Genomic DNA, 15,253 nt, shown 5'->3' on the forward strand with positions numbered 1-15,253 from the left:
ATGACCAATGCAAACCATCCCACCCGGGCTCTTTTTGATGAAGTGATGGTGCCAACTTATAATCCTGCGACTATTATTCCAGTGCGCGGAGAAGGTTCTCGAGTATGGGATCAGGATGAACGCGAATATGTCGATTTTGCCGGTGGGATTGCTGTCAGTGCTTTAGGTCATTGTCACCCAGCCTTAGTTGGTGCACTCAACGAACAGGCGAATAAAATTTGGCATCTCAGTAATGTGATGACCAATGAACCTGCTCTGAAGTTGGCCAAACAACTAGTCGATAGTACGTTTGCCGATAAAGTGTTTTTCGCCAATTCTGGGGGCGAAGCGAATGAAGCATGCCTGAAACTTGCTCGGCGTTATGCATTTGATAAATTCGGTGAAAAGAAAAATAAAATCATTGCCTTTAAACAAGGATTTCATGGTCGGACATTTTTTACCGTCACGGTTGGTGGACAGCCTAAGTATTCGGATGGGTTCGGTCCTAAACCAGGGGCCATTACGCACATTCCATACAACGATTTAGAAACATTTAAAGCGACCATCGATGATGAGACCTGTGCCGTAATGATTGAACCCCTACAGGGTGAAGGCGGCATTATTCCGCCTGATGCTGAATTTATTCAACAGGTCCGTGATTTATGTACCCAACATAATGCGCTACTGATCTTTGACGAAGTTCAAACCGGAATGGGGCGTACCGGCGAACTGTATGCCTATATGGGGCTGGGCGTCACACCGGATATTTTAAGCACCGCGAAATCGCTTGGTGGCGGTATTCCAATAGCTGCTATGCTTACCACTAATGAAGTTGCTGAGCATTTCCAGCCGGGAACACACGGTAGCACCTATGGCGGCAACCCGCTTGTTTGCGCTGTCGCAAATAAAGTTGTTGAGTTGGTGAATACACCACAAGTGCTAAGCGGTGTAAAAGCCCGAGAACAGTGGATGCGTGAAGGACTTAACCAGATCAATGAAAAGCATCATATTTTCACTGAAGTTCGTGGCAAAGGGTTATTGTTAGGTGCTGCACTGAAGCCTGAATATCAGGGCCGTTCTCGTGAGTTTTTAATGGCGGGGATTGAGTGTGGTGTAATGGTGTTAGTTGCCGGACCGGATGTGATACGTTTCGCGCCTTCTTTGATTATCCCTCGGGAAGATATTGAAGAAGGCCTGGCTCGTTTTGAACAAGCGGTTGCAAAAGTAATGGATGCTTGAGGGAGAACGTTATGTTAGTCGTTCGTCCAATTAAACAGTCCGATTTTGCCGCGCTGTTTGCGATGGCTGATGAATCTGGTGTTGGGTTTACTTCTCTGCCAGTTGATGAACCCTTATTACGCGATAAGATTGCCCATTCGCTGCGCTCATTTGCTGGCGAATCAGAGCCAGAACGATTTTTCTTAATGGTCGCCGAAGACAGTGAAACGGGCGAAGTGGTAGGAACTTCGGCAATTGATGCTGCTGTGGGGTTAACGACGCCATTTTATACCTATCATCTGGGCAAAGTGGTCCATGCTTCACGCAGTTTAAATGTCTATAACGTGGTTGAAACGCTGACTCTGAGTAATGACTACACTGGTGTGACTGAGTTGTGTACATTATTTCTACGTGAGGCGTATCGCAGTGGCAATAATGGCCGATTACTGTCTAAATGTCGGTTTTTAATGTTAGCTGAGCACCCTGAAGTGTTTCATCCGACGGTGATTGCTGAAATGCGAGGGGTCTCTGATGAACAGGGGAATTCACCGTTTTGGCAATGGCTGGAACAGCATTTCTTTAGCGTTGATTTTCCAACGGCTGATTATCTCACTGGCGTGGGACGTAAGGAGTTTATCGCCGAGCTGATGCCGAAACATCCGATTTATGTCAATTTGCTCTCAGAGCAGGCACAGTCAGTGATTGGTCAGGTACACAGCAAAACTATACCTGCACTGAAACTGTTGCAGGGCGAAGGGTTTCAAAATCGTGGCTATGTCGATATTTTTGATGCAGGCCCAACGATTGAATGTCGGCTTGATAACATTCGCTCAGTGGCACAGAGTCAGAAAGTGCATGTAGTCATTGGTGATGTGATCGGTGGTGATGAAATGTTGCTGGCTAATACTAATATCAGCCAGTTCCGAGCATGTGTTGATAAAGTAAACTTAAATACCAAACGAGCTGAAGTGACGATCACTGCCGCGACGGGAAAAGCACTGCGTGTCAATGAAGGTGATCCACTGCGTTTGGTTGCGGTGCGCTAATACCAATATTTAATAAGGAGACCCTATGCAGCTAATTGCAGGTGTTTGGAGTGAAGGTCAAGGTGAAAAATTCTCTTCGGTTGATCCGGCTAAAAACCAGATCATTTGGGAAGGTGCCAGTGCCAGTGACGCACAGGTCGATGGAGCCGTTCAGGCCGCTCGTAAAGCACAGCAAAGCTGGTATTTGACTGGTTTTGAACAACGGCTGGCCATTGCGCAGCGATTTGCTCAACAGCTTGATGAAAACCGTGAATCGCTGGCACTTCTGATTGCTCAGGAAACAGGGAAACCTTTATGGGAAACTCGGACTGAAGTCAACTCAATGATTGGCAAAGTGGCTATTTCAGAAAAAGCCTATCACGAACGGACGGGTGAAAAACGTCAAGATATGGCGACTGGTGGACAAGCCGTTGTCAGCCATAAACCCCATGGCGTCGTGGCGGTGTTTGGCCCTTATAACTTCCCCGGTCATTTACCCAATGGTCATATTGTCCCGGCCTTGCTGGCTGGCAACACCGTGGTGTTTAAACCATCGGAGTTGACGCCTGCTGTGGCAGAAGCGACGGTGCAACTCTGGCAGAAAGCCGGCTTACCCAACGGGGTGATTAACCTCGTGCAAGGGGAAGTCGAAACCGGTAAAGCCTTATCATCACATCGCGATATTGATGGCCTGTTTTTTACAGGGAGTTCACGCACTGGAAAATTGCTGCATGAACAGTTTGCCAGTTGTCCCAATAAGATCTTAGCCCTTGAGATGGGAGGCAATAATCCGCTGGTCGTAGATAAAGTGAGCGATATTGATGCTGCCGTCTATACCATTATTCAGTCTGCATTTCTCTCTGCAGGGCAGCGTTGTACATGTGCGAGACGACTCATTTTACCTGCCAGCGAACAAGGTGAAGCGATTCTTGAGCGATTGATAGAGGTAACTTCACAGTTGCGTGTTGGCCTTTATGATGATCCGATCCAACCATTTATCGGGGCGATGATTAGTGCTAAAGCTGCTCATAATATGGTGAAAGCACAGCAAATGCTGTTATCTCAAGGCGCCCGTTCATTGGTGGAGCTTGAGCAGGCCGATGAACAAAAAGGCTTTGTAACTCCTGGTATTATCGATGTGACTGGCGCTGAAGTTCCTGATGAAGAGTTCTTTGGACCATTATTGCAAGTGATTCGCTATCAGGTTTGGGATCAAGCCATCGCGATTGCCAATAATACCCGATATGGGTTATCCGCGGGGTTGTTAAGTGACAGTCAAGAGCGCTGGGTTGATTTTTATCAGCGCAGCCGCGCTGGGATTGTGAACTGGAATAAACCGATTACGGGAGCTTCGAGTGGTGCACCGTTTGGTGGCATTGGTGATTCCGGCAACCATCGAGCCAGCGCGTATTATGCTGCTGATTACAGTTCATATCCTGTTTCCAGTGTTCAGGATGATCACCTGAGTATGCCTGAGGCATTGGCCCCTGGGGTTGTTTTTTAACCTCGTCTTTTTTCACTCCGATAAAAGGCCCCTGTTTATCAGGGGTTTTTTATTGTCTGTACGTTCTTAAGTGTTCGATTAAGTGGTTTAGATCGCATTTTGGGTTATAAATGGATTAAATACGGAAAACGGTTTCCATAAATGTGCGGTTAAACACACTCTCTTTAAATCCAATCCTCTAATCTCTTGTTGAAAATTAAAATAAAATGGCAGGGAAGTCCTGTCTTTTATAGCTCACAATGAAACAGCGTTGAGACCCTAAGTAAGGATTTAATTGGAAATCGATTTCCAATTAAGGCAATTTAGCACGATTGGGATGATCGCTGATTCATTTTTTTGATAATCGAGCAGCTTGCATAGACAAGTACACGCCAATGGATGCTTGAAGGATCTTAATTATGAAAATCAGAACACTATCTCTGGCCGTTGCCATTGGTTGTAGCGGTTCGTTACTCGGAAGTTTTGCAGCTAGCGCAGCAACGCCCCCCAGTGATGATGCAGCCAAGTTAAAATCACAGATTGAGAAGATGAGTCAGATGCAGCAATCGTATGAAGCTGAACTGGCAAAGATGAAACAACTAAGGGAGCAATATCAGAAGAAACTTGATGATCTCGATAAATCAAAAGAACAATCGCAAGCGGTGGTCGATCAGACCTCTCGTCAGGCGAATAATCGTCAGTATGAAACCTTAAAACATGCTTTGGACCGCATCGACATTTATGGTTTCTTCCGGGCGAAATATGATGACGATGACCGTTCTGGAATTGGCTCAGGAAGTAACAACAAACATTTCTATATGGATTTAGAAGCCAAAATGCGGGTCAATAAAGATTGGTATGCCCATTTCCAAAGCGAAACTCGCAAAGGTTATACAGTGAATCAATCATGGCGTAAAGGCGATGCCGGTAGCTCCGACCAAGATGGTACGGTTCAACGTATCTGGGTTGAGGGGACCCCCTACAATATCAATATTGCGTTGGGAACTAAATGGTGGGGCTTAGGGTTTCAGAATGTGCCGTTTGGCCATGCCGCCGATGGGGTCTCAGTTGATTACGACGTGGTTCAAAACTGGAATGTGAAAGGATTTTGGTTGCGTCCTCGTCAGGGAGATTTGATCAGCATGCCCAATGGTTCTAAAACCAATATTCGTGGGATAAATGTGACTACCACTTGGACGGACTATTTTAAATCCAGTGTGACCTATGCGAATAATGGGAACCATGACAACGAACAAAAAATGAACAATTTGGCCGCGTTGGATCTACAATTTCAGGTGACCAAAGATATTTTACTCAGAAGCGCTATGGTTCGAACCAATGCCGACGAGGATAATATCAGCCAAGAATATCGGATTGATTATAAAGGGTATGATCTCAAAGATGTCGGCTCGTGGGGGCTTTATACTCGGTATTTTGATTTTGAACGCTATGGGGATTATTCCCATGATGATGAATGGGGCTCGCTACCCGGTGATACCAAAGGCTGGATCTGGGGGGCAACGTTTGTTCCGTTTAAAAATGTCGTCTGGGAAACATTCTTCTCGATACAACGGCGTAACCGGTCTGCCGATGCTACGATTGACCACGATGCGTTGCGACATCTGTTCAGAACACAGATTGACTACCATTTTTAGCGGTCAATTCAATCTGTCTAGCTGTTGACCTTTTGTGGTCGAATTTTGTGCAAATTAAACGCATTTTGAACGCGATGCAGTCTGGGGCGCTTAATGAGTTAAGCTAACTCAGAGGGCAACAAAGTTCAGGATGTGTTTAAATCACTCCCAGATTGCTGCAAAACTCATCACGAGAGGTCAACAGCCCCCTAGCGGCTTCTTTTGTTAAATTCAGTGATAAAATTGATGATATAAAAGAAGCTTTTTATGTTCAGCTAGTTAGATCCGTGAGTCATCTCACAAAGCTAAGGGTTGGGAAATACCAGATATCGGTTAAGATAAAGATATTCACATGCTCAATGATGAGTTTCGTGGCCGGAGGTGGTAATGAAAATTGATGCCTTATTTGCCAAATTGTGGTTGCAATACCTTGAAGTAACCCCCTGTGCAAAGCCCATTCAGAAGTTACTTTGTGATGAAGGCGAGGTCATTAATGATCACGTTGCCTTTCGTACTTACGCGTTACCCGATATTCGCTTGGAAGACTTAGCTCGCCATTTCACGGCATTGGGATATCGTTATAAAGATGAGTATCAATTTAAGCTCAAAAAATTACGTGCTCGGTATCTGCTGCACCCGGATCCAAAGGTCCCCAAAGTGTTTATCAGTGAGCTGAAAGTCGATGAACTTTCAAGCAGCGCGCAGCGTATTATCGGGCAGCTCTATCAGCAACTCCCCACTGGTTATATGAAAGAGTGCAAGGCTTTATATAGTGGACGGCCTTGGCATTTGAGTTATCAAGATTATCAAACCCTGCTCAGTGAAAGTGAATATGCCGCCTGGCTGGCTGCGTTTGGTTATCGGGCGAATCACTTTACCGTCAGTGTGAATGCTCTGAAAAGCTTTAATACCTTAGAGGATGTTAATGACGTGCTCATGGAGAATGGTTATCAGCTTAATCTTAGTGGGGGGCTGATCAAAGGGAGTCGATCTGATATGTTAGAGCAATCGTCAACACTCGCAGAGCATGTTTGTGTTAATTTTATTGACCAAAAAGAGCTGATCCCTTCCTGTTTTTATGAGTTTGCCCTGCGTTACCCGGATGCCAGCGGTAAGCTTTATCAAGGCTTTGTTGAAGCCTCGGCAGACAAAATTTTTGATAGCACTAATATGCGAGCGACCGGTTAGCTTAATCAATGCAACAAAATAGGGATAAGGCTAAATCCCTATTTTTTATGTGCTATTAATAGCGCATGGTTATCAATCATTAAGGTTTTAACAATTTTCATCAATCAAAAAATTAATCTATATTAAACCTCGTTAAACAAACAGTGTGTTTATTTGAGGAGATTAATTAATGATTAACACTGCGATTAAACCTTTTAATGCGACCGCCTTTAAAGCAGGCGAATTTGTTGAAGTATCTAGCGAAGATCTTAAAGGCAAATGGTCTATTATTTTCTTCTATCCGGCCGACTTTACGTTTGTCTGCCCTACTGAATTAGGTGATTTAGCCGATCACTATGAAGAATTTCAAAGACGCGGTGTTGAAATTTATTCTGTTTCTTGTGATACCCACTTTACCCATAAAGCATGGCATGATTCATCAGACACGATTTCTAAAATCCAGTACCCGATGATTGGCGACCCTACACATTTGCTGGCCAATAACTTCGGCGTGCTGCGTGAAAATGAAGGTGTGGCTGACCGTGCAACTTTCCTAATTGACCCAGATGGCATTATCCAAGCTATGGAAATCACTGCTGAAGGTATTGGTCGTGATGCCAATGATCTGCTACGTAAACTTAAAGCTGCTCAATATGTTGCTGCTCATCCCGGTGAAGTTTGCCCAGCAAAATGGGAAGAAGGGGAAGACACCCTAGCTCCATCACTGGATTTGGTTGGTAAAATCTAAGTGAGCTGAAAGAGCAGGGATCCCTGCTCTTTGCCGCCTACCATTTTTTTATATACACAGTTACGGGTTAACCTCGATGTTAGATTCAAATGTAAAACAACAATTAGACACCTATTTTCAAAATATCACTAATCCGATAGAAATAACTGTGTCTATCAATGATTCAGCTAAAGCCAAAGAGTTAGCAGAGCTTGCCCAAGAAGTTAGCGTAATATCGGATAAAATCAGTTGTCAGATCCATCATGTTCGTGATTCCCGGGCGCCTCTCATGCAGATTGCCCCTAAAGGTGAGACCCCTCGGATTGGTTTTGCCGGTATTCCAATGGGTCACGAATTTACCTCATTCGTTTTAGCCATACTGCAAGCGGGCGGCTACCCGATTAAAGAAGATGAGGCGGTTATTGAACAGGCGCGAGCGCTGGCTCAGCCCCTTAATTTTGAAGTCTATGCGTCATTATCTTGCCAAAACTGCCCGACCGTCGTTCAGGCTCTGAATGTATTGGCTCGCGTCAATCCACAAGTCACCACCACGATGATTGATGGCGCGTTATTTAAAGAGGAAGTGGAACGGCGCAATATTCTGGCCGTACCGACCATCTACCTCAATGGCGAAGAATTTGGACAGGGGCGGATGACGCTGGCGGAAATCGTCAATAAGCTCGACAGTGGTGCGAGCGCAAAACAAGCCGAGCTGCTATCACAAAAAGACCCCTATGAAGTGTTAATCGTTGGTGGGGGGCCGGCAGGGGCCGCCGCAGCTATCTATTCAGCACGCAAAGGGATCCGGACTGCAGTGGTTGCCGAACGTTTTGGGGGGCAAGTTTTGGATACGAATGCGATTGAAAACTTTATCTCTGTTGCAGCTACAGATGGCCCGAAATTAGCGGCAAGTTTGGAAGAGCATGTGCTTGATTACGACGTGGACATTATCAAGCCACAGCGGGTTGCCAAATTGGCGAAGAACAAGCTGTTTGAATTGGAGTTGGAAAATGGTGCGCAGCTAAAAAGTAAAGTAGTCATTATTGCCACTGGAGCCCGTTGGCGAGAGATCAATGTGCCCGGTGAGCGTGAGTATCGAGGCAAAGGGGTGGCTTATTGCCCGCATTGTGATGGCCCGTTATTTAAAGGTAAACGAGTTGCTGTGATTGGTGGCGGTAACTCCGGGATCGAAGCTGCGATTGACTTGGCTGGTATCGTTGAACATGTGACGGTGCTGGAGTATTCCAATACTCTAAGAGCCGATGAAGTGCTGCTGAAAAAAGTGCAGTCGATGCCGAATATTGACGTCCTCACTGAGGCAGCCACGACCGAAGTATTGGGGGATGGTCAGCGTGTCATAGGTTTAACCTACACCAACCGAGTAACAGGCGAAGCTGTACAGTTAAATGTAGCGGGGATCTTCGTTCAGATCGGATTGGTCCCTAATAGTGAATGGCTTGAAGGAACGATGGTTGAGCTTACTTCTCGAGGTGAAGTGATTGTTGATACGAAAGGGCAGACCTCTATGCCGGGAGTTTTTGCCGCCGGAGATGTGACTAACAGTCCATATAAACAAATTATTATCTCGATGGGGCTCGGGGCAACGGCATCGCTTGGCGCTTTTGATTACCTGATTCGCAGTTCAGTTGAGTAAGTAGAACCTCGATTATTTCCCATTCCAACGCACAATATTAATTCGATATTGTGCGTTTTTTATGGTTACTAAAGCGCGATGACTGGTTTGCACTGATATGTTAGTAGATATTGAGCCACAAACTTTTGCTTGGTCACCATTCGCATACAATTGATTAGTCAGATAGCAAAATAGCGATCTATCCCGTTAGTCTGAAATTCATTTAGTGTTCTTCGATGGCAGCCGCTAAGTAACTACTAAGTGCAGCAGGCCAGCACATCTCAATGCTCTGGTGGGGATGTATTATAAACTACGTAATATATGAGCTGGTAATATCATTTGTGTAAAAATATCGCACATACTGGAGAGAAGAAAAGTTAGCCATAAATTTTTATAGCTAACTTCTCTGTAAATTATCGAGTTCCAAATACGACAATCGTTTTACCATGAGCCGAGATCAGATTCTGCTCTTCTAACATTTTTAAGATACGACCAACGGTTTCTCGTGAACAACCGACAATCTGTCCTATTTCCTGACGGGTAATTTTAATTTGCATGCCATCTGGGTGTGTCATTGCATCAGGCTGTTTGGCAAGATTCAGCAGTGTTTGGGCAATTCGCCCGGTGACATCTAAAAATGCCAGATTCCCCACCTTCTGACTGGTGACCTGCAGACGTTTAGCCATTTGAGTGGACAGTCGCATTAAAATATCAGGATTGACCTGAATCAACTGGCGAAACTTTTTGTAGGATATTTCGGCAACTTCGCACGGAGTTTTAGCCCGGATCCACGCACTGCGAGTTGATTCTTCATCTTCTTCAAATAGCCCTAGTTCACCCATAAAATCACCTTGATTCAGGTAAGAGAGGATCATCTCTTTGCCCTCATCGTCCTTAATCAGAACGGCTACTGAACCTTTCACGATATAATAAAGGGTTTCAGCCTTTTCGCCTGCGTGAATGAGGGTACTTTTAGAAGGGTATTTATGAATATGACAGTGTGATAGAAACCATTCTAATACAGGGTCCGATTGAGGTTTTCCGAGTACCATAGGTAGTCCTCTATATTTTTGTAGTTTTATATTGAAATAGTGCAAGAAATCCGAGCACTTCGATTCATCCCTTAAGCTCATAGCATAAGCGGCTTGAACAGTCGCTGCAAGAGGCTTTTTTGCAATATACAGGCTTCGGTTTCGCTAAAGCTCAATTGCTTATCTTTAAATTTGCCAACTATTACAATTAACTAGAAAGATATCAAGTTAATAGCTTGTAAAATTATTCTGTTTTAGAACGTGCTGATGTCAATAGCGCTAGCCTTTCCGGTTGAGGTTGATTAAGCTGATGCACTATTTGAAATGGAGCAGTAGGAGTAATTGATGCAAGCAAAAGTGAAATGGGCTGGTGATATGCAGTTCATTGGAGAATCCGGTTCCGGCCATACGATCGTCATGGATGGCAATGGCGCGAAAACGGCGGCAAGTCCCATGGAAATGGTGTTGTTGGCCGCGGGTGGTTGTAGTTCAATTGATGTGGTCTCGATTTTAAATAAAGCACGCCAACCGATTTGCGATTGCCAGGTCGAACTAACGACTGAGCGAGCGGAGACTGCTCCTCGAGTTTTTACTAAAATCAATCTACATTTCACGGTCACCGGTTCCAGTGAGCTCAGTGAGAAACAGGTTGCTCGGGCAGTTGATCTATCGATGGAAAAATATTGCTCAGTATCACTGATGCTTTCCAAACATTGCCCGATTGAACACAGCTACGAAGTGGTGATTAACCAATAGTGCCTATAGCAGCGTCTAACGGACGCTGCCTGTTTGTAATAATTGCTCTAAAATGGGCAATAAGATCAGTTCCATCGCAAAGCCAATTTTCCCACCTGGGACTACCATGGTGTCGATACGCGACATAAACGAGCCATCAATCATTTGCAGCAGATATGGAAAATCGATATTTTTCATGCCGCGAAAACGCACCACTAACATGCTTTCATCTGCGCTCGGAATTGACTTAGCACTAAAGGGGTTAGACGTATCGACGGTGGGAACCCGCTGAAAGTTAATGTGAGTGCGTGAGAACTGTGGGGTAATGTAGTTGATGTAGTCATCCATCGAACGCACGATGGACTCTTGCACCGCTTCACGCGAGTGACCTCGTTCAGTGGTGTCACGGATCAGTTTTTGGATCCATTCTAAGTTGACGATAGGCACCATGCCGATGAGTAGGTCAACATGCTGGGAGACGTTGATATCTTCCCAGACGACACCGCCATGTAGCCCCTCGTAAAAGAGTAGATCCGTATCCGCTGACAATTCTTGCCAAGGGGTGAATGTACCCGGCATCTGATTGTAAGGAACTGCATCATCAAAAGTGTGTAAGTAGCGCCGATAACGCCCTGTCCCCTCTTCGCCATATTCTTTAAAAAAATCATGTAGCAGCTGAAAGTCATTGGCTTCGGCGCCAAAATAGCTAATATGGCGACCCTGTTCGCGCGCTTTGCGGATCGCAATATCCATTTCAGGTCGGGTATAGCGGTGAAAACTATCCCCTTCGATAAAGGCTGCTCGTTGATGAAGTTGGCGAAATAAGTGAGCAAATACTTCACTAGTTGTGGTTGTTCCTGCTCCTGATGAGCCAGTAACAGCGATGATAGGGTGTTTGCTTGACATAATGATTCCTGTATCGTGGCGTCCGGTTACTTCATCGTGCTTGACTGCTGGGCTTTAAAATCTTGGATTGACATCAAATTAACCGATTCATGTAACTCAGAATAAACGACTACAATATCGCCTGACTCAAGCTGGGTGCGCAGTGCATTGACTTTTTGGGCAAACGAGAGCTCTTCAGAGCCATAATCAGTGCCTTCTCGCAGCACGAAAGATTCCAATAAATTGGTGAGCGTTTCCTGATTAAGTTGTTGCCAAGGAATAATCATCAATACACCTATTTGCAGAAGATATTGAATTGTTATCATACAACAGATCATCGATCCTGTTTAATTCAATTATTTTTCATCATCCCGATAACGAAATACAGCAGTTAATAACTATTATAACTAGTTGTTTTAATAGTTATTTGTGTTTTGACATACGTTGAAATCGGTGGCTGGTTTGGATAGAGTTCAAGGCGCAATGCCGCGTCGGCCGATGATTCCTCCGGCCGTATACGCCATCAAATGGTTACTCAACGAGAGCTGGATGGTGAGCGGTTGTTGTGAAGAGATCGGCTAAACACACCGAACCATCTCGAGCCTTTATATATAAGCTGATGTTGCTGCTGAAGACCGATAACGACAACCGTGTGATGCTTTATTGATACGGCTTAATAGCGCTAGGGTATCTGTACAATCGGATGAATGTCCCAATTTTTTGGCAGAGTAGGGGGTCTTTCAATGATCAGATGTTCAAGATGCAACTGTTCAACCCCCTGTGTATAGATGGCGGGCAGACCCTTGGGGTAGGGTTCGACCCCAAAAGCTTGCCCGGTATTAGGGTTCAGTCGATAAGCATTATCTAATCCCATGCCAGTCGGATGCTCCGGATTACAGGGCGGACGCACATCGTATAATCCTTGTTCAGTGTGATCATTGATGCATTGTTGCATGTGTAGGTGATTTAGCAAGATATGCTGCAAACTACCCGAGGTATCTGTATGCATATTAATGGCGCCTTCGGCAGTTCCGCTAAAATGCGAGAAACTGACCCAACGAATCGCCCCAGGAGTAACCGCTGGATCGCGATGGCGACAGGAGATAAAAATCGGATCGGCTTTGCCCCAATGGCAAGGGTGGACATGGTGGCAAGCAAAGTTGATGTGAGTGAATCGGAGCCGTTGAATGACGCCGCCATCACGACTGACGATACCAATTGCGCGGTTGCTATCATAGATGGTGCAATGGTTCACACTAATATCGTTAATTGCAGCAAAGGTTTCAGTGCCAATTTTGAATGCACAACTGTATGAACGAAGTAGACAATTTTGCACTAACACATGTTCGGTCGGGCGACGGAGTTCGCTGGGTTTATCGGTAGTTTTGAGACAAATACCATCATCAGCAGAGCTAAAATGACAATTGCTGATCTGGACATATTGGCAACTATCGATATCAAGTGCGTCGGTATTTGCCATGGTTAGGTCATTGTTGATCGTGAGTTGGTCGATAAATATATGTGCCGAACTGACTAAATGAACAGTCCACATGGGGGCATCAATAATCGTGAAATCGCGCAGTCGGATCTGCTGGCAATCTTCAAATACGATTAAGCGCGGGCGATGTAGCGCAGGCAAACGATAGCCTTGTTCATCTGCTTGCGTCGTAAAATAAGCGTTGGCGTTGCCGTTGATCACTCCGGGGCCTGCAATCGTGATATTTTGTTGATGGCGGGCATAAAGCATGGCGCGATCTGAGTTTTCCGCAATAGATAAGGTGGGGGCTCCTTGAAAGTCCTGATAGTCAGGGCTAGCTATTAGCTCAGCCCCTGCCTCTAACCACAGATATAAATTTGAAGGTAATTGTAATGCCCCGATTCGATAGCGTCCGGTCGGGATTGTCAGCGTGCCGCCACCGGCTTGAGCGATCTGGTCGAGGGCCTGTTGAAATTCAGTGCTGACATCTTGTTGACCTTGGTGGTGAGCAAGAGCGGTTAGCGTTATTTGCATCGACAAAACTTCCTTAACAAAAGATGGGCGAGTTATTTAACTGCACCTTCGGTGACACCGCTGATAAATTTGCGCTGAAAGATGATAAAGACGCAGATTAACGGAATAATGACGATCATTGCCCCTGCCATGAGTACCGGAATATCAATGGTATTGCGGTTTTGAAAGAACATCATGCCAATTGGGAGGGTACGCAAGCTATCTTGATTGACCAAAATCAGTGGGATCAAAAACTCATTCCAGGTCCAGATAAACAACAGTAATGCCAATGTCGATAGCGTCGGAATAATCGAGGGGATCAAGACCTTCCAGAGCACTTGCCAACGTGGCGTTTGATCCATGACTGCAGCTTCAAGTAGTTCTTTGGGGACCTGCCGAAAGGCCGTGGCGACCATCAATGTTGTAAACGGTAATGATAAAGCCACTTGTGGCAGGATCAGTGCCCAATAAGTATTGGTTAATCCCATTAAGCGGAGTTCTTGGTATAGCGGAATAATGAAAGATTCCGAGGGCAGTACCATCCCTAAAGCCATCAATGCCGCGATTAATGTTTTACCGGGTATCTTTAAAAAAACAAAGGCGAAGCCAGATAAAATCCCAAGAAACAGACTACTGACCACGACCGGGATGACGACAATCACTGAGTTGAGAAAATAGGTCCGAAAATGTCCCTGGTGCCAAGCTTGGATGTAATTGCGTAAATCGATATGACTTGGTAAAACGAACAACCCTTGGAATAACTCCGATTGGGTTTTAAACGACGCGGCGAGCACCATCAGAAACGGGGCCACCGTCAGGAGTCCAAGTAGCCATAAAAATAAGCGCGAAATCGTGAAATTTTTTAGCATGTTCTACGTTCTCGAATCATAAGATGAATCAGGCCATTAACAATAAAAATAATCAACATGCTTAAGATGGCGACCGCTGAGGCATAGCCAAAGTGACGCAGATCGAAGCCCTGTTGGTACATATACATATTGGTAACTAGCGTTGAGGTTCCCGGGCCACCGCGCGTCATCACAAAAATAAGGTCAAAGGCTTTTAGACTAGCGATCACCGTTAAAATTAAAGCCACTTTGATCTCAGGACGCAGTCCGGGCAGCGTGATCCGTTTGAATTTTTGCCAGCTTGATGAACCATCGAGTTCGGCTGCTTCATGGATGGATGGGTCCATTCGTTGGATCCCGGCCATAAATAACACCAAACAGAAGCCAAAAAAGTACCAAATAGCAACCATGCCAGTTGCAGGAAGTGCCCAAGTAAAATCACCCAACCAAGCGATCGCTAACTGTGGCATGCCGATGAAACGAAAAAATTGATCGATCGGGCCAAATGCAGGGTTATATAGCCAGCGCCAAACGACCCCTAAAACAGCCATTGGCATCACATAGGGTAAGAAAAAAAGTGCTCTGAGTAGCGTTAACTCTTTACTTCCTTTGAGTTGATTCAGAAAGCTACACAGCGCTAACCCAAGAGTTATTGGAAAGAGCGTGTAGAACAGCATTAAGATGACGTTATTTCCAACGGCGATCCAAAATTGATAATCGCCAAAAATTGCGACAAAATTTTGCATTCCAACAAAAATGGGCCAACCGCTGCCATCCCAAGCCGTTAAACTGATTAATAATGAAGCAATTAATGGAAAAAGCAAAAATACGCTATAGATAAGTAGTGCTGGCAGTATATACAGTGAGTTTTTTAATAACGAGCGATTGAGCATTAAGC

At 45.1% G+C, this 15,253-nt stretch carries 14 protein-coding genes; 8 read left to right on the forward strand and 6 right to left on the reverse strand.

Annotated features, from left to right (window positions below; translation table 11 throughout):
* The 7 genes from EV690_RS06835 (at position 1) to ahpF (ending at position 8,887) form a co-directional block, all read left to right on the forward strand.
* Positions 1-1,218, forward strand: coding sequence for an aspartate aminotransferase family protein (locus EV690_RS06835; RefSeq protein ID WP_131912260.1), 1,218 nt, complete (start codon positions 1-3; stop codon positions 1,216-1,218).
* Positions 1,219-1,229: 11 nt separating this feature from the next.
* The gene (gene astA / locus EV690_RS06840; protein WP_131912261.1) at positions 1,230-2,243 is read left to right on the forward strand and encodes an arginine N-succinyltransferase; all 1,014 of its coding nucleotides are present in this window, start codon (positions 1,230-1,232) and stop codon (positions 2,241-2,243) included.
* Positions 2,244-2,268: 25 nt separating this feature from the next.
* The gene (gene astD, locus EV690_RS06845; RefSeq protein ID WP_131912262.1) at positions 2,269-3,726 is read left to right on the forward strand and encodes a succinylglutamate-semialdehyde dehydrogenase; all 1,458 of its coding nucleotides are present in this window, start codon (positions 2,269-2,271) and stop codon (positions 3,724-3,726) included.
* Between the two features lie 398 nt (positions 3,727-4,124).
* Positions 4,125-5,360, forward strand: a complete 1,236-nt coding sequence (locus EV690_RS06850) for a hypothetical protein (RefSeq protein WP_131912263.1) — start codon at positions 4,125-4,127, stop codon at positions 5,358-5,360.
* 366 nt (positions 5,361-5,726) lie between these two features.
* Entirely contained in the window at positions 5,727-6,527 is an 801-nt protein-coding gene (locus EV690_RS06855) for a DUF1338 domain-containing protein (RefSeq protein ID WP_396022809.1), read from the forward strand.
* 169 nt (positions 6,528-6,696) lie between these two features.
* Positions 6,697-7,254, forward strand: a complete 558-nt coding sequence (ahpC, locus tag EV690_RS06860) for an alkyl hydroperoxide reductase subunit C (RefSeq protein ID WP_131912265.1) — start codon at positions 6,697-6,699, stop codon at positions 7,252-7,254.
* A 76-nt stretch (positions 7,255-7,330) separates the two neighbouring features.
* Positions 7,331-8,887: an alkyl hydroperoxide reductase subunit F gene (ahpF, locus tag EV690_RS06865; protein ID WP_131912266.1), complete on the forward strand. Its 1,557-nt coding sequence runs from the start codon at positions 7,331-7,333 to the stop codon at positions 8,885-8,887.
* 392 nt (positions 8,888-9,279) lie between these two features.
* Here the strand turns inward: ahpF and crp are convergent, their stop codons facing one another.
* Positions 9,280-9,918, reverse strand: a complete 639-nt coding sequence (gene crp, locus EV690_RS06870; RefSeq protein ID WP_131912267.1) for a cAMP-activated global transcriptional regulator CRP — start codon at positions 9,916-9,918, stop codon at positions 9,280-9,282.
* 324 nt (positions 9,919-10,242) lie between these two features.
* Here crp and EV690_RS06875 point away from each other — a divergent pair, with 324 nt between their 5' ends.
* Positions 10,243-10,653, forward strand: a complete 411-nt coding sequence (locus tag EV690_RS06875; protein ID WP_131912268.1) for an OsmC family protein — start codon at positions 10,243-10,245, stop codon at positions 10,651-10,653.
* Positions 10,654-10,668: 15 nt separating this feature from the next.
* On the opposite strand, the gene EV690_RS06880 is transcribed toward EV690_RS06875, so the two are convergent.
* The 5 genes from EV690_RS06880 to EV690_RS06900 all read right to left on the reverse strand — a co-directional run bounded on the left by EV690_RS06880 (position 10,669) and on the right by EV690_RS06900 (position 15,248).
* Positions 10,669-11,538, reverse strand: coding sequence for a phosphoribulokinase (locus tag EV690_RS06880; RefSeq protein ID WP_131912269.1), 870 nt, complete (start codon positions 11,536-11,538; stop codon positions 10,669-10,671).
* Positions 11,539-11,564: 26 nt separating this feature from the next.
* Positions 11,565-11,804 (reverse strand): YheU family protein, encoded by a 240-nt coding sequence (locus tag EV690_RS06885; RefSeq protein ID WP_131912676.1) that lies wholly within the window; start codon positions 11,802-11,804, stop codon positions 11,565-11,567.
* Positions 11,805-12,199: 395 nt separating this feature from the next.
* On the reverse strand, positions 12,200-13,528 hold the full coding sequence (locus tag EV690_RS06890; RefSeq protein WP_131912270.1) for a glycoside hydrolase family 28 protein: 1,329 nt from the start codon (positions 13,526-13,528) through the stop codon (positions 12,200-12,202).
* A gap of 32 nt (positions 13,529-13,560) precedes the next feature.
* Positions 13,561-14,376: a carbohydrate ABC transporter permease gene (locus EV690_RS06895; protein WP_131912271.1), complete on the reverse strand. Its 816-nt coding sequence runs from the start codon at positions 14,374-14,376 to the stop codon at positions 13,561-13,563.
* Complete coding sequence (locus tag EV690_RS06900; protein ID WP_131912272.1) at positions 14,370-15,248, reverse strand: carbohydrate ABC transporter permease; 879 nt, start codon at positions 15,246-15,248, stop codon at positions 14,370-14,372. Before EV690_RS06900 ends, EV690_RS06895 begins: the two co-directional genes overlap by 7 nt.
* Positions 15,249-15,253 lie beyond the last annotated feature (5 nt).

It is taken from the genome of Celerinatantimonas diazotrophica (assembly GCF_004339545.1).
In the GTDB taxonomy this organism is placed as follows: Bacteria; Pseudomonadota; Gammaproteobacteria; order Enterobacterales; family Celerinatantimonadaceae; genus Celerinatantimonas; species Celerinatantimonas diazotrophica.